General features: G+C 61.1%; 15 protein-coding genes. 10 read left to right on the top strand and 5 right to left on the bottom strand.

Going from position 1 to position 19,943, the window contains the following annotated elements; all coding sequences use genetic code 11:
- Window positions 1-293 precede the first annotated feature (293 nt).
- The 3 genes from H0I76_RS04710 to H0I76_RS04700 all read left to right on the top strand — a co-directional run bounded on the left by H0I76_RS04710 (window position 294) and on the right by H0I76_RS04700 (window position 4,594).
- Window positions 294-2,711, top strand: coding sequence for an outer membrane beta-barrel protein (locus H0I76_RS04710; RefSeq protein ID WP_200607602.1), 2,418 nt, complete (start codon window positions 294-296; stop codon window positions 2,709-2,711).
- 232 nt (window positions 2,712-2,943) lie between these two features.
- Complete coding sequence (locus tag H0I76_RS04705; protein ID WP_200607600.1) at window positions 2,944-4,041, top strand: hypothetical protein; 1,098 nt, start codon at window positions 2,944-2,946, stop codon at window positions 4,039-4,041.
- A gap of 76 nt (window positions 4,042-4,117) precedes the next feature.
- Window positions 4,118-4,594 carry a hypothetical protein gene (locus H0I76_RS04700; protein ID WP_200607598.1) on the top strand — a complete coding sequence of 159 codons (477 nt, stop codon included), beginning with the start codon at window positions 4,118-4,120 and terminating at the stop codon, window positions 4,592-4,594.
- 421 nt (window positions 4,595-5,015) lie between these two features.
- Here the strand turns inward: H0I76_RS04700 and H0I76_RS04695 are convergent, their stop codons facing one another.
- The 3 genes from H0I76_RS04695 to H0I76_RS04685 are packed head-to-tail and all read right to left on the bottom strand — an operon-like array spanning window position 5,016 to window position 7,863.
- Window positions 5,016-5,393 (bottom strand): response regulator, encoded by a 378-nt coding sequence (locus H0I76_RS04695; RefSeq protein ID WP_200607596.1) that lies wholly within the window; start codon window positions 5,391-5,393, stop codon window positions 5,016-5,018.
- Between the two features lie 59 nt (window positions 5,394-5,452).
- A complete protein-coding gene (locus H0I76_RS04690) occupies window positions 5,453-6,079 on the bottom strand; it encodes a response regulator transcription factor (RefSeq protein WP_200607594.1) in 627 nt (208 codons plus the stop codon).
- 8 nt (window positions 6,080-6,087) lie between these two features.
- Window positions 6,088-7,863, bottom strand: a complete 1,776-nt coding sequence (locus H0I76_RS04685; RefSeq protein ID WP_200607592.1) for an ATP-binding protein — start codon at window positions 7,861-7,863, stop codon at window positions 6,088-6,090.
- A 265-nt stretch (window positions 7,864-8,128) separates the two neighbouring features.
- On the opposite strand from H0I76_RS04685, the gene H0I76_RS04680 reads away from it, so the two are divergent.
- The 5 genes from H0I76_RS04680 to H0I76_RS04660 all read left to right on the top strand — a co-directional run bounded on the left by H0I76_RS04680 (window position 8,129) and on the right by H0I76_RS04660 (window position 13,471).
- Entirely contained in the window at window positions 8,129-9,739 is a 1,611-nt protein-coding gene (locus tag H0I76_RS04680) for an arylsulfatase (protein WP_200607590.1), read from the top strand.
- A gap of 128 nt (window positions 9,740-9,867) precedes the next feature.
- The gene (locus H0I76_RS04675; RefSeq protein ID WP_200607588.1) at window positions 9,868-10,251 is read left to right on the top strand and encodes a hypothetical protein; all 384 of its coding nucleotides are present in this window, start codon (window positions 9,868-9,870) and stop codon (window positions 10,249-10,251) included.
- 96 nt (window positions 10,252-10,347) lie between these two features.
- Window positions 10,348-11,346 carry an HAD family hydrolase gene (locus H0I76_RS04670; protein ID WP_200607586.1) on the top strand — a complete coding sequence of 333 codons (999 nt, stop codon included), beginning with the start codon at window positions 10,348-10,350 and terminating at the stop codon, window positions 11,344-11,346.
- Window positions 11,347-11,382: 36 nt separating this feature from the next.
- Window positions 11,383-12,201 (top strand): transporter, encoded by an 819-nt coding sequence (locus tag H0I76_RS04665; RefSeq protein WP_234455074.1) that lies wholly within the window; start codon window positions 11,383-11,385, stop codon window positions 12,199-12,201.
- 184 nt (window positions 12,202-12,385) lie between these two features.
- Window positions 12,386-13,471: a ligand-gated ion channel gene (locus H0I76_RS04660; protein ID WP_200607584.1), complete on the top strand. Its 1,086-nt coding sequence runs from the start codon at window positions 12,386-12,388 to the stop codon at window positions 13,469-13,471.
- A 448-nt stretch (window positions 13,472-13,919) separates the two neighbouring features.
- On the opposite strand, the gene H0I76_RS04655 is transcribed toward H0I76_RS04660, so the two are convergent.
- Entirely contained in the window at window positions 13,920-14,165 is a 246-nt protein-coding gene (locus H0I76_RS04655) for a hypothetical protein (RefSeq protein ID WP_200607582.1), read from the bottom strand.
- Between the two features lie 482 nt (window positions 14,166-14,647).
- On the opposite strand from H0I76_RS04655, the gene H0I76_RS04650 reads away from it, so the two are divergent.
- Both H0I76_RS04650 and H0I76_RS04645 read left to right on the top strand, forming a co-directional pair.
- Window positions 14,648-16,714 (top strand): alkyl/aryl-sulfatase, encoded by a 2,067-nt coding sequence (locus H0I76_RS04650; protein WP_200607580.1) that lies wholly within the window; start codon window positions 14,648-14,650, stop codon window positions 16,712-16,714.
- A 291-nt stretch (window positions 16,715-17,005) separates the two neighbouring features.
- Entirely contained in the window at window positions 17,006-17,293 is a 288-nt protein-coding gene (locus H0I76_RS04645; RefSeq protein ID WP_200607578.1) for a sll1863 family stress response protein, read from the top strand.
- Window positions 17,294-17,807: 514 nt separating this feature from the next.
- On the opposite strand, the gene H0I76_RS04640 is transcribed toward H0I76_RS04645, so the two are convergent.
- Window positions 17,808-19,934, bottom strand: a complete 2,127-nt coding sequence (locus H0I76_RS04640; protein ID WP_200607576.1) for an acyltransferase family protein — start codon at window positions 19,932-19,934, stop codon at window positions 17,808-17,810.
- Window positions 19,935-19,943 lie beyond the last annotated feature (9 nt).

Here is a 19,943-nt window from a genome sequence, read left to right as displayed (position 1 = left end):
TCAGAGCCGACCGGCATCCACTAGGTTGAGACCGAGCCGTCTTGGGAGCGGCAGGTCATCTTGCCTGCGCTAACGCGTCTCCGTTTAGAGCCAATTCCAGGCGAGCCAATCCCTGGCTGCTGCGGTCGGGAATCCGTCGCCAGGTGCGCGCCTTCGCCATAAGCGGCGCGAAATCCGTCATCTCAGCAACATAGAATGGACTTTTCACGGACTGACCTTGTCATAAGTCAACTTAAAGGGCGCCGATATGGAATAGTGTTTCGGGGAATTGCCGCGAACGAGCGAGGGGCAGCGTGAAGGGCAAGAGAGGACGGCGGATCCCAGTCGGGATCGCCGCGGCACTCGCCGGTGTCGGCGCGGCCGCGATGGCGCAGGATGCGGAGGATGCGGGCGCATCATGGGACATCGACGCCGGCGTGACGGTCGGCGAGATGTACAATGACAACATCTTCGCAACCGAGAACGACAAGCAGGGCGACTTCATCACGGTGATCCAGCCCTTCGTCACGATCAATGGCGGCAATGAGACGGCGCGCGTTCGGCTCTCGGCGTCGGGCGACATCGGACTTCATGCACGCGAGACGGGCGAGAACTACGAGGACTTCCTCGTCGGGGGCGAGGGTCGCGTGAACCTTGGCGCGGAGACCTTCATTTTCGGCGGGGCAGATTACGCTTGGGAGCATGAGCCCCGGACGTCGCCCGACGACGAGAACGGCACCAGGCCTACCCCCTATACCGAGGGAAGTGCTTTCGTGGGTGTCTCTCACGACGAGGGACGCGTCGGCATCCGGGTCGGCGCAAACATGCGCCGGCTCGACTTCGGCAATGTCCCCTCGGCAAGCCCGCCCGGATTCATCGACAACAACGACCGCGACCGCCTGATGGGCGAGTTCGGCGGGCGCGTCGCCTACGATATCGGAAACGATCGCGCCCTCTTCGTCCAAGGCCTGTACGACATGCGACATTATAAGCAGGCCGTTGACGACCAGGGATACGAGCGTGACTCCGATGGCATTCAGGCCGCGGTCGGCGTCTCCGGCGATCTCGGGCCCGTGCGCGGCGAGGTGCTTGTTGGCGTGCTCTCGCAGAACTACGAGGACCCGGCCTTCTCTGCGACAACCGTCCCCGACTTCGGTGGCAAGGTGACCTGGCGACCGGGGCCCCGCACGACCGTCACCGGCCTTGTCGATCGCACGATCGAGGAAACCACGCTCGCCGGCTCGTCAGGCTATGTGAGCACCGCGGCCGGCCTCGATGTCTCGCACCGCGTGGCGCCTGATCTCTCGGTGGTGGGTTATGCCTTTCTCACCAAGAACGACTACCGCGAGAGCTCGCGGACCGACTACGTGACGGAAATCGGTGGCGGGCTGCGCTACTACCTCACGCCCAACGTGTTTCTTGGCGGCGACTACAGCTTCGCCCAGCGAAGCTCGGATGTCGCAGGCCAGGACTATGACGAGCACACCTTCATGCTGAGCCTTGGTGCCACACTCGACGCGGCCTACGCGGTGAACGAGGGCTTCGCCTCGGGCACCGACGGGGGCTTCTACGGTGGCGTGCAGTTCGGGCACGGGACCCTGACGACAGCGCTCGACGGCCAACGCGGCGGAGGAGGAACGGGGGCGCTTGCGGCTGACTTCGCGGGAGCAGGCGTGCTTGGCGGCCCTTTCATCGGCTACCGTGCCGATGTCGGGAACATCCTCCTCGGCGTCGAGCTCGACGGGGACTACGGCGACGCCGAATGGGCGCATTCCTCCAACCGGGACTTTTCGGTTCGCCGCAAAGACAGCATCGGCGGCAGCGCAATCGTTGGATTCCGCACCCGCAACGATGTGCTTCTCTATGGTCGCGCCGGCGCGGTCGGCACGAGTTTCGAGACCAGCTACGGGAACGGGTTGATCGAAGTGAGCGACACCGAGCGCCGCCTTGGCCTTCGGGGTGGTATCGGCGCCGAGTTCCTGATCGGCAACGGCTTCTCGGGCCGCATGGAATACCTCCTTACCTCATATGGCGACTACGACTACGGGCTGACCGCGACGGAAGACAACCTCGCCAACATGGAGTCGATCGCGCGGGTCGGGCTCGTCTACAGCTTGGGCGAGCATGACGCGCCGGCGCCGCAGCCCGCCGACTTCACCGGCTTCTATGTCGGCGCCCGCGTCGGGCATGGCACCCTCCTGACCGACACGTCGGGCGAGCGGACGTCGGGCATGGGCGTCACGACCCTGCGCGAGACGACCCAGGGCAGCGGAGGCGTCAACGGCGGTATCTTCGCCGGCTATGGCCACGCGTTCGACGAGTTCTACGTTGGTGCCGAGATCGAAGGCGAACTCTCGACCTCGAACTGGAACATCGATCGCGATCCGAACGGGCGGCTTTTCTCGGCCGAGAAGAAGGGATTGGTCGGGGCGATGCTCAAGGGCGGCTACATCGTCAACGATGCGATCCTCGTCTACGCCAAGGGTGGCGTGGTGAACAGCTGGTTCGACGCGGATTACAGTTTCGGGGGTGCATCTGCCTCGCGCAGTCGCTCCGACACTGGCATTCGCGTGGGCGGAGGGATCGAGTTCCCCGTTACGGACAAGCTGCATGTGAACCTCGATTACACCCATACGAGCTACGACTCGTTCACAGTGGATTACGGCGCGGGGACCGAACGGTTCGAGCCGTCGGAAAACCAGTTCAGTGTTGGGCTCTCCTACAGGTTCTGAGAAGCATCGCCAGAAGTTCCACAGAGATTTCCAGCATTTTGACTCCGATCAAGGACACATGGACCGGCAAGTCGGATGGTTTCGGTGACTTAGCGGGGCGTCCGACCGGAAGGCAGTTTCGGCTCGTGGCCGGTAGGCGCCTTTTCCTTGTGGGAGACAAGAACCGATGACATTCCGTAATCCTACCCGAGTAACTGCTGCGCTTCTGGCAAGCGTCACGGCCGGCGCACTCATGATTGCACTTCCGCTGGACACGGCGTCGGCGGCCGGCCAGGGCTCGGGCAGTGGCCAGCAGCGCGGCCAGGGCGCCGGCGGTGGGCACGGCCAGGGCGGTTCGGACGCGGCCCATGGCCGGAGCGGTGGGCTTGGCGGCATCTTCCGCGACATCACGGGCGCGGCGGACGAGGATTCCGATCGACCAGACTGGGCGGGTGAGAAGGGTGGCAAGGCGGGCGCTGGTGCGAAGCCCGAGACCGCCGGTTCGAAGCGCGGTGACGTATTCGGCGACCTCTGGGTCATCCTGCGCGACGAGGATGGCGTGCCGATCCTTACCCCTGAGGGCTTCGTCCAGCCGCTCGACGCCGACGGCAACCCGATCCCGCTCGACGAGGAAGGACACCCGGTCGACGAGACCCTGACCGTCGAAGTCGAACTTGGCCGCCTCAACGTCGGCCGCGCGCCGACCAAGGTGCTCGACCGTCGGGCCGATGAGGTCATCGCCCTGCTCTCGGGTGCAACGGCGCTCGCGCTTGATCCGGCCGGCCGGCTCCTCGTGACCTCAGTCGTTGACGGCGTCGAGACGACGAAGACGATCGACTCGCCGCTCGAGAACCTCGCGATCTACGTGGCGTTGATGACGACCGGGAGCATCCCTGGCCTGACGCCCGAGACCTTGGCGGGAACCGAGTTCGACTTCATGGTCGATGGCCAGTTGACGGTCGAGGACCTCGAGGCCGCCCCCGCGTTCCTCGCGGCCGCGACCGACAAGACCGGTGTCTTCACGGCCGATGAGATCGCCTACATCGATGCCTTCCTCGGCATCCAGACGACGACCGTGGGCGATGTCACCTATTCCGACATCGAGTATGCCGACTTCAGCTATGATCGTTCCGACACCTTCACGGGCGTCACCACGACCGTCCTGATCCAGCAGACCGACGGAAGCTGGCTACCGACGGAGGTGAATATCTATGAGGTCGTTTTCGACAATGTAGACCTGACGGCGAGCGGCTCTCTCGAAGCCTTCACGGCGGCAGCCGAAGATGCGCGGCTGGTGATCGAGTACATCCATGAATACGCGGTGCCGGTCGACCAACTGGCCGCGAACTGAGGCGATCATTGCTAGAAGTGGGGGCGCGAGCGAAGCCGCTTCGCGCCCCTTTTTTCGAAGACTTGGGGCGAGGGAGATGACCATGATCTTCAGATCTCGGACGACGCGACGCGCGCTCGCCAAGCTCCTCGCGGGCACCGCGCTCGTAACACTAATTGGCGCGGCACCACTCGATCTTTCGGCGCAGACCCATTCTGGCGGCAGCGGAGGTGGCGGCGGTAAGGCCGGCGCCGGTGGCGGTCACCTCGTGACGGGCACGCATGACACGAGCCACGGGACTGGCCATGAGATCGGCGACCAGCACGACGCCTCGGAAGGAAAAGGCAAAGGACCGAAATACATGGGCGGCCGAGACGGGGCGACCGGCGGCCATGATAGTGGTGACGAGCATGATCACACCGCAGACGACGACCACGCCGACGCGGCCGATGGCCATGAGAGCGAAGGCGGCAAGGGCCCAAAATACATGGGAGGTCGCGCAGGCGAAGGCATCCTGACCAGGGGGAAGGGCCATTCGCTCGAGGAACGCGTGTTCAGTGACGAAGGCGGTTGAGCTAGTAGTCTCGGTTGGGTTCGAAGCGGACATTAGCAGCGTCGAGCACGAATGACGGCTTTGGGCCGGAAGCTGCCGACCGCTCAATGTCGGCTTCGTCCGCCGAGTGGCCTTTCGTTATCCGTGCAGCGAATGGCCGCTTCGAGCCCTGAACGGTCATTCGCCGCGGTACCCTTGATGACATTCGTGGGCGGGAAGCAGACGTTCGCTGAGGCTTGGACGAAGCTCAGCTCTACATACCGGTAGCGGAGATCCCTCGTATCGCGGCCTTGGAAATCTGGCATGGCTGAGATGGGTGGCCTCCCGAAATTTCGAGGACCGATCGTAGTCTGGTGCGGAGATAGGAACATCTAACAAAAATTTATGGCGGACATTTAACCTTGAGAATTCGAAGTCTGTGCATCGGTATGCCGACAAAAATTCAATCAGTAGTTTGCGTTGTCTTCTCGATCAGGGCCTCAATATCCGACTGTGACACGGGCTTCAAAATATAGGCCACAGCACCAGCCGCGAGGCAGGTCTCTCGTAGACCTGGCTCGTCCAGTCCAGTGATCACTGCGACTGAGACCGCAGGGGTCAACGTGGCAAGCTTCTTCAGAGTCTCCACTCCCGTCAATCCGGGCATATGCTGGTCCAAAATGGCAAACGCCGGAGGCGTCGTATCGACGGCGGCAAGCAAAGCTTCGCCCGAGCCATATGTAACTGCTTCGTATCCAAGTGAGCGGACCAGCCGTCCGAGCGCGCGTAGCACGCCTGCATCGTCATCGACGATCGCGACCAAAATTCGATCATAGTCCATTCTGATCGTATAGGCCTACCGCAGGCGGATGGAAATTGGCCTTTGGGCCTATCCCTGGGTCAGCTTTTCTTGCTTTCAACGTCGAGCCCAACCATCGCGCGGACCAGTTCTGCGAGGGACGGCATACGCATCTTCCGCATCATGCGAGAGCGGTGAACCTTTATCGTCTTTTCCGCCGTGCCGAGCTCTGCCGCGATCTGCTTGTTCTGCCGCCCGATCACGACGAGGTCGAGCACCTGTCGTTCACGCGGCGTAAGCGTTTCGAGGCGCTCCACGAGATCGACGCATGTTGATTTGACCGCGCGAGTGGCATCATCAAACGCTAGAGCTTTCTCGACAGCTGATAGAAGGGCCGACGCGTCCGCCGGTTTGGTCAGGAAATCGACGGCTCCAGCCTTCATCGCGCGCACGCTCGCCGGGATGTTGCCGGTACCCGTCAGGAATAAAACAGGCAGGCCAGTCCCTGAAGATGAAAGAGATTCTTGGACGGCAAAGCCATCGACGCCCGGAAGATCGAGATCAATCAGCACGCACCCCGACCCACCCGGCGTGTACTCCTTGAAGAAGGCTTCGGCACTTTCGTGGCAGGAACAGCTGTATCCCGCCGAGGATAGCAGCCGGAAAAGGCTCTTTCGGATAGCGGGATCGTCATCCACGACATGCACCGTCGGCGGCGCTTCGGACATGGGTTTCCTTACGGTTCGGGCAGGGCGAGGATGATGCGTGCACCAGTCTTCAAATCGTGTTCAAACGCAAGCGTACCGCCATGGGCCTTCGCGATCGAGCGACAAATCGACAGCCCGAGTCCGAGGCCATCTTGCTTCGAGGAGACGAATGGCCTGAAGGCATCGACCGCGGCCTCTTTTGTAACTCCTGGCCCTTCGTCGGAGACCACCACCTGACGCGTGCCGTCGGCGAGAACTCGGCTCTCGACAAGGACTTGGCGCTGCTCGGGTGGCAGTTCCCTCATCGCGTCGGCCGCATTCAGCAACAGGTTGAGGACGACCTGCTGAAGTTGCGTGAAGTTGCCCAGAACCGTGATTTGTTCCTTGCTGCGCCTGAAATCGACGTCCGTTCGCCGTGCGATCAACTCACTGTGCGACAGTTTTAGCGTGTCGGAGATGACCGCGTTCAGGTCGATCTGCCCGAACTCCACCTCGCCTTCCTTCATCATGCGCCGGAGCTGGACAATGATCTCTGCGGCGCGCCGATCATCCTTGGCAATATCGGAGAGGATTTCAGAGACCTCGGCGAGGTCTGGCGTCTCCGAGTCGAGTATGCGCGAGCCGGCCTCGGCGTTCGACATGATGGCTGCCAGAGGTTGATTCAGCTCGTGGGCAATGGCACCGGAAAGCTGGCCGAGCTGGGATGCGCGCGCCGAGTAAGCAAGTGCCAGTCGATCCGCTTCGAGCTGTCTGGCCGCGTTCCTCCGCCGTCGCATCTGCACGATCAAGGCGGCAATGGTCGCCGTCTGGAGCAACAGAACCACCGTGGCCAATGCAATTTCGAGCTCGTATCTCCGCCATGCGGGGGCAACGTAGAAGAGGCGCTCCGTGTCCGACGGGACAAGGTCCCTGTCGATGCCAAAGCGGGCGAGCTGAGGCCAGTTCACTACATCGGCACCCGGCGCCTCGGTGATCGGCAGCTTGCCGCTACCCCCGTCACTTATCGCGGAAAGGGCTCTGTCGGCCAGGATCCATCCGATATCCGCAAAGGTCGTGATGTGGCCACCCATGACGCCGGATCGCAGAAAGGTGCTGTAGAACCCATAGGTCGGCGCACCGGAAGAGGCCGCGATTGCCCCCGCGGCGTCGCTGGGGAGCATTTTCCTTCCCGTGGCGTCTCTGAGGATTGTCAGGATCAGAAGGATGGTATTGCGGTCGTAGCCGCGCGCCGCCTCCACGTAGCCGGCCAGCGGCAGATCCGAGACAAAGGACACCGGAAGGCCAGCGAACTGGCTCCCGAGTGTTTTTCGCGCCCAGCTGGCCAGATTGCGGTCGAACTCGGCAGAGCCGGACATCACCACGATCTGGCGTGCCTCGGGCTGCAGTTTCATCGCGAACTCCATCAGATTGGCCATGTCATAGGCCCTGAAGAGGCCGCCCACATGGGGCGGCAGATCCGCTTTGATCATCGGGTCCCAGGCAACCGTGGTGAACAGGATCGGGGCGCCCGGCGCCAGACTATCCTGGTGCTCCAGCGCGAAGGAGAGGGCAGCGGGACCGACGGCCATAACGACGTCGAAGGTCATGCTTGAGAAGTTTTCTTCCAGCATGCCCATGAAGCGTGCCGACTTCGGGTTTTTGGGGAACCGCGCGTTGTCGAGATAGACGCTGTAGATCTCGCGTTCCGTCGGCAAGGCCTCGGCCAGCCTCTGCTCGATCCCCCCGGCGATTTCGATGTTCGCAATGAGCGAACTGTGATGCTCGTAAATGACAAGAAACCGCAGCGTGGTCGTATCGGCGTGCAACCCGCCCCCCGGAAACGCGAGAAACGCAGCCAGAAGTGCTCCAGACGGCAAGCACCGGACAAAAGAACGCATCCGTCTCAATGTAGGCCCTCGGTCCAATAACATCTGTCTAGCCGAGCCGGTAACATACCCATCGTGAGCCTCAATGGGTTGCTCTTTTAGGCCACCGTCGCTTCGGCACCGGAATGCGAGCCGACTGTGTCGAGATGCCTCGTTCAACGCCTGGATGGCCCGATCCCGGAACAGCAAGGGAAGAATCATCATCATGCTACCAATCAGAACAGCATTTTTAGCTGCCGCCGTGTCGCTTGGCGCGACGATTGCGGTCGCACAGGAAACATCCCCACCAAACATCGTCTTCATCATGGGAGACGACATCGGGATGTGGAACATCGGGGCTTATCATCGCGGCTTGATGGCGGGGCGAACGCCCAACATAGATAAGCTTGCGGCCGAGGGCGCGCTATTCACCGACTACTATGCCGAAGCGAGCTGCACGGCTGGCCGTGCCAACTTCGTCACCGGCCAGCTGCCGATACGCACCGGCCTCACCACCGTGGGCCAGGCCGGCGCCACCGTCGGCATGCCGGCGGAGGCCCCCACGATCGCGACAGCGCTCAAGGAACTCGGTTATGCGACCGGGCAGTTCGGCAAGAACCACCTCGGCGACCGCAACGAGTACCTGCCGACGGTGCATGGTTTCGACGAGTTCTTCGGCTATCTCTATCACCTCGACGCGATGGAGGATCCGTGGAAACCGAACTATCCCAAGGACCTTCTGGACAAGGTTGGCCCCCGCAACGTGCTGCACAGCTGGGCCACCGAAGAGGAGGACCTCACTGTTGATCCGCGCTGGGGCAAGGTGGGCAAGCAGAGGATCGAGGACAAGGGACCACTGCCGCCGCACCCGGTCGACGGTGTCGAACTGAACATGGAGACGGTGGACGACGTCATTCTCGAACACGCCACGAGCTTCATGGACAAGGCGCAGGCCGACGGCAAGCCGTTCTTCGTCTGGCTGAACCCGACCCGCATGCATGTCTTCACCCATCTAAGCGAAAAGTATGAAGCCATGCGCACGTCCGAGAATGGCTGGTCGGTCTACGAGGCCGGCATGGCGCAGTTCGACGACATCATCGGCAGCGTGATGGCCTATCTCGACGAGAAGGGGATCGCCGACAATACGATCGTCGTCGTGACCACGGACAACGGCGCGGAGGGGTTCACCTGGCCCGACGGCGGCACAACCCCGTTCAAGGGCTGGAAAGGCATGGGCACCGAGGGCGGGTTCCGCGTGCCGATGATCATGCGCTGGCCGGACCGAATGGAACGCGGGCAGATCATCAACGGCGTCATGTCTGGCCTCGACTTCTTCCCTACCTTCGTTGCGGCCGCCGGCTATGACGGCGACGTCGCCGAGGAGCTGAAGGCGGGCAAGTCCCTGGCCGGAACGGAGTACAAGGTGCATCTCGACGGCTACAATCAGCTTGACATGCTGACCAAGGGCGGTGCCTCGGCACGCGAAGAACTCTGGTACTTCACCGAGACGGAGCTCGCCTCCGCGAGGGTCGGAGACTACAAATACGTGTTCATAGAGCAGCCGGACGGCTGGTTCGGGCCCAAGGTGCATCTCGACTGGCCGGGCATCTACAATCTGCGCCTCGACCCGTTCGAGAAGATGAACGTCGGCGACTCGCTCTTCGCGGGCGAATGGTGGGCCTTCGAGTTCTGGCGCTTCGTCTTCGTGCAACAACAGGTCGCCCAGCTTGCGCAGACCTTCGGGGACTTCCCGCCGATGCAGCGCGCAGCGAGCTTCAATCTCTCTGCCGTGAAGGCGCAGGTCGAGCGGGCCATGGCCAATCGGGCGGGGAACTGAGCCACACACAACTCGGCCGGGCCCGCCCACGGGCCCGGCTTCATCGCGAATGACCACGGAAGTTCTCAGGAGGCGAGGACGTTCGTGGCAGCCAACGGAACGACACTCATTCTGTTATGGAGACGAACATGTCGAAAAAGATGACGCTCGTGATCGGCGCCTTCTTGGCAGGGGTTGTCGGGGCAGGTTTTGCCCATGCGGACGACGCGGCGGTGAATGCCGCGCTCGACGCATGTCGGAACAGCGATGATTATTCGAGCCAGTCGCAACGAAGCATGTGCGAGATGCATGTGCTGGCGATGCAAAGTTCGGTTGATGCCGCTCAGAACCATACCGAGCGGACTCTTCACCTTGATTTCGACGACACGAACGACTCTGCGGAGGTTGCCGCAGCAAAAAAGGCACTTGATGACGCCGTCGACAACTGCGGCGATCAGGGCCTCAAAGGTGGTGAGATGGAGGCATGCCGGCTCGAGGCCTTCCATGCCTACCACGAGGCGATGGGGAACTGAGCGCAGGCACAACCCGACGGCGCTCGTGGAGTCGGGCGCCGTCCGCGTGTGGATCGGGTGCGGCGTAGGATTTCGCGACTTTGGAAAGGACCCATCATGCGAGCATTCAGACTGGGCATCCGTGCACCGTCACTTGCCGTTCTGGCAGTGGTTGCGCAAGCGGGCCTTGCCCTGGCCGCCGAGGATCCTCTGCCATCGTGGAACAATGGTGAGACCAAGGCTGCGATCGTCGACTTCGTTTCGGCCGTGACTTCGGAGGGCGGCGCGGACTACGTGCCACCCGATGATCGCATCGCGACCTTCGACAATGACGGCACGCTTTGGAGCGAACAGCCGATGTATGTGCAGCTCGCCTTCGCACTCGACCGCGTCAAGGAAATGGCGCCGGCTCATCCGGAGTGGAAGGAGGCCGAGCCCTACAAGTCGGTCCTGTCGGGCGATATGAAAGCGCTCGCCGCCGTCGGGCAGAAGGGGCTTCTCCAGATTATTGCCGCGACCCATGGCGGCATGCCGAGCGAGGCTTTCACGCAGATCGCAGCCGACTGGATCGCGACGGCCAAGCATCCGGTGAGCGGCAAGCCGTATACCGAGATGATCTACGCGCCGATGCTCGAACTCATCGACTATCTCAAGGCGAACGACTTCAAGGTCTTCATCGTCTCGGGCGGCGGCGTCGAGTTCATGCGGCCCTGGACCGAGAAGACCTATGGCATCCCGCCCGAGAACGTCGTCGGGTCGTCGATCAAGACGAAATACGACGTCGTCGAGGGTACGCCGAGGATCGTGCGGCAGATGGAGATCGATTTCATTGACGACGGCCCCGGTAAACCCGTCGGCATCCAGAAGTTCATCGGCAAGCAGCCGATCGCGGCCTTTGGCAACTCGGACGGCGATTTCCAGATGCTGGAATGGACCACCGCGGGCGCCGGGCGCCGCCTCGGCATGATTGTTCACCACGACGACGCCGAGCGGGAGGTTGCCTATGACCGGAAGTCCCATTTCGGGCACCTCGACAAGGCGCTTGATGCCGCGCCCGAGAAGGGCTGGCACCTGATAAGCATGAAGGACGACTGGTCGCGGATCTTCCCGGACTGAGTGCCGCATGGCGATCGGGATGGAGGAGGGAGCGCAATGACAACGAGAGCGACAAGTGGATGCCTGGCGGTGGTCCTTTTTCTTTCCACGGCCGACGCGGCATGGGCCGACGCGGACCTTGCCAAGCAACTTCAGAACCCGATCGCCAACCTGATCAGCGTTCCGATCCAGAGCAACTTCGACTTCAATGTCGGGCCGGACGATGGATGGCGCAGCACGACGAACATCCAGCCGGTCATTCCCATCACGCTGGGCGATGACTGGAACATGATCAGCCGGACGATCGTGCCGATCATCTACCAGGACGATGTCGCGGGAAACTCCGGCTCGCAGTTCGGCCTCAGCGACAGTTTGCAGAGCCTGTTCTTCTCGCCGCAGAAACCCGTGAAGACGCCGATGGGCAATCTGGTCTGGGGCGTCGGCCCCGCGGCGCAGATCCCGACATCGACCGACCGGCTGCTGGGCCTTGGAACGTTCGGGCTCGGGCCCACGGGCGTGGCGCTTTTTCAGGAGGGTCCCTGGACCTATGGCGCCCTCGTCAACCATGTCTGGGGCGTCGCCGAGACCAGGGACAACGTGCCCGACCTCAACAACACCTACATGCAGCCCTTCATCGTCTACACGACGCAGTCGGCATGGTCGTTCTCGGTCAATTCCGAGCTCAATTACAACTGGGATGCACAGAGTGGCGAACACCTGGCCGGGCCGATCAATTTCGGGGTCGCGAAGCTCGTGAAGATCGGCGAGCAGCCGGTGCAGATCCAGGGCCGCCTGCGCTGGTGGGCTGCCGACACGCCCGCGAGCGCCGAGGGTCTCGGATTCACGGTCAATGTGACGCTGGTGTTCCCAAAATGAGCTGCCCATCCCTTGCGTTGACAGCGCGAGCGCTTGGCACGCGCATCTTCAATGCACCGGGCTCCCAAGCCGCGGCGCGCTCCAATCCGACCGGATTGGGTCGTGCCACTAGCGTTCCTTTTCCCCGCATTCTCAACCCAGACGAAGACGCGAGGGAATAAGAACGATGGCCTCGGGGCACATGATGAGCCGCACTCGTAATCGACACCCGGGAGTTCTTTACATTGCCTTCCTGATGCTCGCGGCAGTTTGCTGTCCAATATTATCGGTGCCTGCACAGACCCCCGGCACGGCCCCCATTTCCGAAGAGCCGACGCCCGCCGCGGATCACACGACCATCGAACGCCCGACCACCTGGGGCGAACCCACCGAAGTCCAGCTGAGGACTTACGTGATCGACGTTGACGCGATCGACTCCGCGAACCAGCGCTTCTCGGCGAGTGTTTTCCTTGTTGCCAGGTGGACTGACCACAGTCTGAAGCATTCGGGCCCCGGGCCGAAAATCATGCCTGCCACCTCCGTTTGGACACCTCGTCTTGCGATCGTCAATCAGCAGCAGGGATGGTCCGCTTTCCCACCCTATGCGGAGGTGGAGCCGGATGGCACAGTGACCATGCGGCAGAAGGTCTGGGCCTGGTTCTCCCAGCCCCTTGACCTGCGAGATTTCCCGTTCGATCGTCAGACACTCCAGATCCATGTGGTTGCCGCAGGATTACTGCGAACCGAGGTGGCCCTCGTGGCTCTCGTAGAAGCGCATGGGCGTCAATCCGCGATCAGCGAAACCTTTTCGTTACCCGATTTCGAGGTGCTGGACTGGAAGGTCGAGCCACGCGAATTCCTTGCTTTCAAGGGTGAGGCGGGAACGGCTGGATTTATAATGGAGATATTCACTCAGCGAACGCCCCAATATTACGTGTTCAAACTGATCGTCCCGCTCTGCCTCATCGTTGCAATGTCATGGGCGCCGCTCTGGATCCCCAGTTCAGAAACAGGAGCCAGGATTGGCATCGCTGCCACAGCTTTTCTGACGCTTGTCGCCTATCTCTTCGCAACTGCCAATCTATTACCAAGAGTGCCCTACTTCACGCGTATGGACCGCTTCATCCTGCTATCTACGCTTCTCGTATTCTGCAGCCTCGCACAGACCATCGCGGTGATCTCTTTAAGGCAATATCTTGGCGCCGCGCGTTGCCAAAGCTTCCAGAAAGTATCACGTATAGTCTACCCCGTATTACTCACACTCATCATCTACGTGTCCTTTGTGATTTAAGCCGACAGAAATTTCAATCAGACCAAATCATTGCCCAATGAGAAGAAAGTCGCTCCAGACTTGCTCTCAGCGCCGACCCAACTGACGTGGCGGTAGCATCCGGTATGGGCGTGTTTAACGTTGAGGCGGCGATAGGCGGCAGTGGGCAAATGCTGTTAAAAAACGATCGTTGGGGGAGCCGGGATGTCCTGGCCCAGTCGCCTCTGGGCAAGGGAAGCGTCGGCGATGAAGCGGAAACGTGCGCCTTGGCTTCAGCCTGTCGCTGGATCTCATCCACTTTACGTCGATCAAACTACATGGAAGCACAGGTGTCTATAGCCGGACAGGCACGAACTTTGACACCATCGGCTTCGCACTGCTCTTCCGATGGGGTGCAGGACTATAGCAGCATCATCACTGCGGCGGCACATCCGAGCCCGCTGTACCCGCTGTGGTGCATTCATCGGAGTCAGCCTTCGCACTTCCTTCCATTGCTTGTTTCCGACGGGGCCTCCGCCTTTGCCTCTGCTTTCGCGGGGGCGGGATCGGACGCGCGAAGGTGGATGTCCCTCTGGGGAAAAGGAATCTCGACGCCGGCCTTCTGAAGCCCCATGTAGATCTGGACCAGCATGTCGGATTTCGCCGCTACGCTTTCACGGATGTCCTTCACGACCTGTTCAGCCGTCGCCTTCGGTGTCCCGGATTTCTGTCTCATCTCCACTCCATGGTGGTTACGATGAGCCAGAAACCCTCCCTTACCCAATCACGTCAATTTGGCCCATAGGCGCTGACGGCAGACACAGAACTTCGAGACAAACGTAGAACTTTATGCGGTTCGTCTCGAAGCTGCCGGCACCAAATTTGCTACCCTATCGTCCTTTGGGCATTTCTATGTGTGGGTTCAGAATTTCATCCTTCCCGTGGGATTGGCGATCATCGCTATCTACTTGCTGCTTAGATATGGCACCTTTGTGCCGCCCACGAACATGTAGCGCCCCTTCAGATTGCGGCGAGTGGTAACTTCGTCCGCTGAGCCGCCCTTCGTTATCCGTGCAGCGAACGACTGCTCCGAGTCCAAGGCAGTCGTTCACTCCGGCGCCGCGTGAGTCCTCAAGGATGATCTAGATCATCGCGTCCAAGGGATTCGAAGCTACCCTGCGGTGCTGCCGTTGGCGGCAAGCAACGTGGAGACCGATCATGAGATTATTGAACACCTTGGCCATCTTGACAGGCGCGGCCTTGGCCCTTGCACATTCGCCGGCGGTTTCCCAAGAGGCTGGGTCGCATTTCGACCCGAAAGGCAAGATGCCCTCGCCCCAAACGGTCAAGATCATCGAGCAGCTTCGCGGCAGCCTTCCCTTCGAGGACGAACGCGACTTCGAGGAAGCGCAGCGTGGCTTCATCGCGGCGCCCGACTACAGGCAGATCATGGCCGAGGCGGGGAACGTCGCCTGGGACATGGCGAGCTACGACTGGCTGTTGCAGGGCCAGGACTTCGACAGCATCCATCCGTCTCTCCAACGCCAGGCCGTGCTCAACATGGCGTACGGGCTCTACGAGGTGCTGCCCGGCAAGATCTATCAGGTGCGCGGCTTCGACCTAGCGAACATCACATTTGTCAAGGGCGATACGGGTTGGATTGTCTTCGACCCTCTGACCGCCAAGGAAACCGCCGCTGCCGCGCTCCAACTCGTCAACGAGCAGCTCGGCGAGTTTCCAGTCGTCGCCGTGGTCTATTCGCACAGCCATGCCGACCACTTCGGCGGCGTCCGCGGCGTCGTGGACGAAGCCGATGTCTCCAGCGGCGACGTGCCCGTCATCGCGCCCGTCGGCTTCATGGACCACGCGGTATCCGAGAACATCTATGCCGGCAACGCGATGAACCGGCGCATGTTCATGCAGTACGGGGTCCTGCTGCCGCGCAGCCCCTTCGGCCATGTCGACCAGTCGATCGGCAAGAACACTGCCGCCGGCAATCTCGGTCTCATCGCTCCAACCGTCATCATCAAGGACGACTTTGAGGAGATGACGGTCGACGGCGTCAGGATGATCTTTCAGAACACGCCCGGCACCGAGGCCCCGGCGGAAATGAACACCTACTTCCCGGACCTCAAGGCGTTCTGGGCGGCGGAGAACATCACCGGCACCATCCACAACATCTACACGCTGCGCGGCGCCCTCGTCCGCGACGCGCTGGAATGGTCGAAGCAGATCAACGTGGCGCTGTACCGCTTCGGGCAGGAGGCCGAGGTCATGTTCTCCGCACATACCTGGCCCCGCTTCGGCAACGAACGCATCCAGGAGGTGATGCGTGCACAGCGCGACACCTACGGACATCTCAACAACGGGGTGCTGCACTTGGCCAACCAAGGAGTCACGATCAACGAGATCCACAACGTCTATAAGGTTCCCGAGAGCCTGCAGCACCAGTGGGCCGCGCGCAGTTACCACGGCTCGGTCGAGCATAACAGCCGCGCCGTCGTAAACCGCTACCTCGGCTACTGGGACGCCAATCCGGCGACGCTCATCCCGTTGTCGCCGGACGACTCGGCACCGCTCTACGTCGAGATGATGGGGGGAGCCGAGCCGATCATCGCAAAGGGGCGTGAGCTCTACGAGGCCGGCGAGTACAAGCTGGCGCAGGAGATCCTCAATAAGCTCGTCTACGCCGAGCCGACGAACCAGGAGGCTAAGGATCTGCTCGCGGACGTGTTCGAGCAGATCGGCTACCAGCAGGAAAGCCCATCGGTGCGCAACAGCTTCCTCGCCGGGGCCTATGAGCTGCGGAACGGCATCCCCGCCGGCGCGACGCCGAATTCCGCCGGCCCCGATATCGTTCGGGGGATGGGCACCGCGCTCTGGCTCGACTTCCTCGGCGTCCGGCTCGACAGCGAGAAGGCTGGCGACCGGGAGTTCACCATCAATCTCGTCACGCCGGACACCGATGAAGAGTTCGTCGTCGAGCTCAGCAACGGAGCCCTGACCAACATCGCGGGCTTCCAAGCCGAGAACGCCGACCTCACCATCACGATCGCGCGCGCCGATTTGGTCGACGTGATGATGGGCACCGCGTCAATGGACGAGCAGATCGAGGCCGGAAAGGCCGCGCTCGACGGAGACGCGAACGTGCTGGAAGAGCTGAAGGGCATGCTGGTGCAGTTCGACCTCGGGTTTGAGATACTTCCTGGCACGGGCGGTGCGGATCTCACGCCGGACATGAACCCCTTCAGGCAGCCTCCGCCGGCCGACACCTCCGGCGGCTGACCGGTTCGGCCCGCCGTCGGCGCCTGATTATCCTCAAGAAGATCGATCGTGATCAGGCGCCTGCGAACGAACCGATCGAAACGCTCGCGAACGGCGGCTTGGTCCGCAGAGCGGACCTTGGTGCGGCCCGCAGCGAATGACTGCTCCCCGCTCGAAGCCGCCATTGATGGTGCCAGTCCGGATGGCGAAAACCGGCCAAGAGTTGACTCAAGCCTATCCGGCGGCAACCTCTGCTACGGCACGGACGCAACGACGCAGCACGTCAGAGCAGCGAGACGAAAGGAGATCTCCATGGAGACCCGCGACCAATACGTGGAACGCCTGAAACAGAAGATCGATGAGTGGAACGCCCAGATCACGGAGTTCGATCACAAGATGAAAGAGGCATCGCTTGACGCGCAGAGGCAATACGCCGCCGCACTCGACGAGATGAAGGAGCAGTGCGCCGAGGCCGAGAAGAAGATGCGCGAGGTAGCCAACACCGAGCGCGAGAAGTGGGAGCAGCGCCGCGCGCAGTTCGAGACCGCCTGGCAGGACATCGCGGACGGCTTCCAGCAGGCATGGTCTCGCTTTAAATGAGCCGGTGCGGCGGGTCGTTACCCGGGGCGGCTCGCAGCTTCAGGAGCTAGTGCGCAGCAGAGACGGATGGATGAACCGCGCTTCGTGACGACACTCTCACGTGGGAACTTCCGCTTTATCCGCGATCCGGTCACTGATTACATTCGAGGCGAACGGCCGCTTTCCTGGAGTGGCAGGATTTGCTCCGATGATGACAAAGCTCAAGGGCGTCGCCCGGCCCGCGCGATCCATCTATCTCTACGTGCTGTGGTTTGAAATGTGGTACACTTTTACATTAAGAGAATATTTTTGATATAATTCAAATCACTAAATGAAAAATCATGCGGACACCCCTTCCGCCACTGCCCGTTACGCGGGGCCTCTGGCCACTCGGCTGTCGCCTGATTTCTCCCTTGGTGTCGGGGCGCTCAGCCCCGACCAAACATGACCTGACCGCGAACTGGGCCAAGCCGTGGCCGAGGCGCTTCCGGGGCAGGGTCAGTGCGCCAGGAATTCTGGTCAGGTCGAGCCCGGGTCACGGTTCGAACGATAGCCCGCGAAGCAGTCCCTGGGCCTTGAAGCGCGCGACCATCTCAATCGATCCGGCACGGGAAAGATGCCCGTAATCGCTCTGCATGGGGAAGCCGTCGGGCGTGATCACGCGACAATTCTGAAAGCCGCACATCGTGTCGATGGCCGAGATGTAGGTCACCTTTTCCAATGCCTGGACAGCCTGCCGCAGTTTCCCGTCAAGCTCCCGCTTCTCCATTAAGCGTGACCATGTTCGAAAATCGTCGGCATCCTCGAGGCGGCCAAATGCGAGAAGTCGCGGCAGATCCTGAAGATACTCCACCACGGGGCCGATCACATAGATTTGCCTGACATGCGGCGACAGCTCTTTGATTGTGCGTGTCAACGAAAGAATGTCCCGTTCCTGCCAGCGAGCAGCGACGACGATAGCGTCAAACCGCTTCTTCTTTACGTATTGATCGATTACGTGGCGGTAGAGCTCGATACAGTTGGATACGCCTTTATCCCAGACGAGCGGACGGCACTGCGAGGCATTGACGATCGATAGGTGCCGCTCATCGAGAACTTCTTCAAATCCCGTAAGATAGTGGTCCATATGACTGTCGCCAAGCAGCAGAACATTCTGGGAGTTCTTGCTCAAATGTATGCAGCCCGAGTAGTCGAAATCGTCGGGATCCTTTTCCTTGCTTGCCTCGAGGAAGCAATCCTCGCCTGAGTCCTGGTCGCCGTGGGCCCCCGTCACAACAGAGATCATGCGACGCTGCTGGTTGTTGAACCGCCACGAGAAGCCATCATTCAAGATGAGGGCGCCAGCGACCAGGCTTACACACGCGATGCCGCCAACGGTCGCCTTGAAGAATCTCAGCGGGTTACCTGTGATCGGGATCGCGAGGAACCGGCGCTCGATCCAGTACCAACTCGCTGCTCCAAGGACGAGAGACGCGAGGAGCAGGAGCGCTTTTTCGAACGGATTGGTGTGGGCGACCCGCATCTCGTAGAACACGACGATCGGCCAGTGCCACAAGTAGACCGAGTAGGAAATTCGGCCGATGAATCGCGAGGCCGGATTTTCGAGGGCAAGGCTCGACAGCCTGGATCGGCCATTCATTCCGGCAAGGATTATCAGGCCGGTTCCAACGGTTGCCGGAAGGGCGTGGATGCCCGGCATCGGCGTCCCTTCGTGAAGAAGGAAGAACGACGCCACGATCGCGGCAAGGCCGAGCGCGGCGGCTCCGTCGCGCAAACCTCCTCGCCAGGCGTGCGCCCAGTTCGTGCACGCCAGAACGCCTCCGATGCAGAACTCCCAGAACCGCGTCGGCATGATGAAGAACGCGACATTCTCATTGACGCCGATGAGCCATTGAGCGAGCGCGAATGAAAGTATTGCGAGTACTGCCATCCAGGCTGCTGCAACGTGGCGCGCCGAACTGGCAAGTAGCATCATCAGTAATGGGAAAACGAGATAATACTGCTCTTCGACCGAAAGCGACCATGTGTGGAGCAGTGGATTTGATTCGAGTTGAGAGTTGAAGTACCCGCTTACGGAGGCGAAGTATATGTTCGAGACATATAAGGATGAGGCGACTGCCGAGATTGCGGTGCTCTCGACCTCGTCCGGCAGTGACCAAATGGGTGTCACCGCCATGACGACGATGAGCAACGCCAGATGAGCGGGAAGAAGCCGCCTGATCCGGCGCGAGAAAAACTCTGTCAGAGAGAAGCTGTGCCGCTCGATCCGGTCCCTGATGATGGATGTGATCAAGAACCCGGAGATGACATAAAAGACATCAACCCCGATGTAGCCTCCTTGGAGGCGCAACGGAGCGATATGGAAAATCACGACACCGAGAACCGCAACCGCGCGCAGACCCTCGATGTCTGGTCGGAACTTCCTAAGCAAAGCCAAACATCCCAATACGCAACCTGACAATAAAGTACCCGGATAAATAAAAATCTTCCATTTATTTTTTGATTTGTGAGTGATCCTTGCCCGTTGTCGCGTTTCGCGGACGTGTGGGGGCTGTGCTTGGCCCTGAGAAGGTTGTGTCGGCCGTGGGAACGGCGCGTGGCACGGCAGGTGCCAATTGTGCGCGCATGCAAGCGTGTTGACCCGAAGCGGCGCTGCGGTCATCCTCGGGCT

Source organism: Thermohalobaculum xanthum, assembly GCF_016623495.1.
In the GTDB taxonomy this organism is placed as follows: Bacteria; Pseudomonadota; Alphaproteobacteria; order Rhodobacterales; family Rhodobacteraceae; genus Thermohalobaculum; species Thermohalobaculum xanthum.
The sequence above is the reverse complement of the archived record's forward strand: the minus strand, read 5'-3'. Positions and strand labels throughout refer to the sequence as shown.

Excerpts from the sequence above, each read along its gene's own strand:
- H0I76_RS04680 (WP_200607590.1), top strand. The coding sequence starts at position 8,129 with ATGCTACCAATCAGAACAGCATTTTTAGCTGCCGCCGTGTCGCTTGGC.
- H0I76_RS04675 (WP_200607588.1), top strand. The coding sequence starts at position 9,868 with ATGTCGAAAAAGATGACGCTCGTGATCGGCGCCTTCTTGGCAGGGGTT.
- H0I76_RS04645 (WP_200607578.1), top strand. The coding sequence starts at position 17,006 with ATGGAGACCCGCGACCAATACGTGGAACGCCTGAAACAGAAGATCGAT.
- H0I76_RS04650 (WP_200607580.1), top strand. The coding sequence starts at position 14,648 with ATGAGATTATTGAACACCTTGGCCATCTTGACAGGCGCGGCCTTGGCC.
- H0I76_RS04670 (WP_200607586.1), top strand. The coding sequence starts at position 10,348 with ATGCGAGCATTCAGACTGGGCATCCGTGCACCGTCACTTGCCGTTCTG.
- H0I76_RS04640 (WP_200607576.1), bottom strand. The coding sequence starts at position 19,934 with ATGACCGCAGCGCCGCTTCGGGTCAACACGCTTGCATGCGCGCACAAT.
- H0I76_RS04700 (WP_200607598.1), top strand. The coding sequence starts at position 4,118 with ATGACCATGATCTTCAGATCTCGGACGACGCGACGCGCGCTCGCCAAG.
- H0I76_RS04695 (WP_200607596.1), bottom strand. The coding sequence starts at position 5,393 with ATGGACTATGATCGAATTTTGGTCGCGATCGTCGATGACGATGCAGGC.
- H0I76_RS04665 (WP_234455074.1), top strand. The coding sequence starts at position 11,383 with ATGACAACGAGAGCGACAAGTGGATGCCTGGCGGTGGTCCTTTTTCTT.
- H0I76_RS04655 (WP_200607582.1), bottom strand. The coding sequence starts at position 14,165 with ATGAGACAGAAATCCGGGACACCGAAGGCGACGGCTGAACAGGTCGTG.
- H0I76_RS04660 (WP_200607584.1), top strand. The coding sequence starts at position 12,386 with ATGAGCCGCACTCGTAATCGACACCCGGGAGTTCTTTACATTGCCTTC.
- H0I76_RS04690 (WP_200607594.1), bottom strand. The coding sequence starts at position 6,079 with ATGTCCGAAGCGCCGCCGACGGTGCATGTCGTGGATGACGATCCCGCT.
- H0I76_RS04705 (WP_200607600.1), top strand. The coding sequence starts at position 2,944 with ATGATTGCACTTCCGCTGGACACGGCGTCGGCGGCCGGCCAGGGCTCG.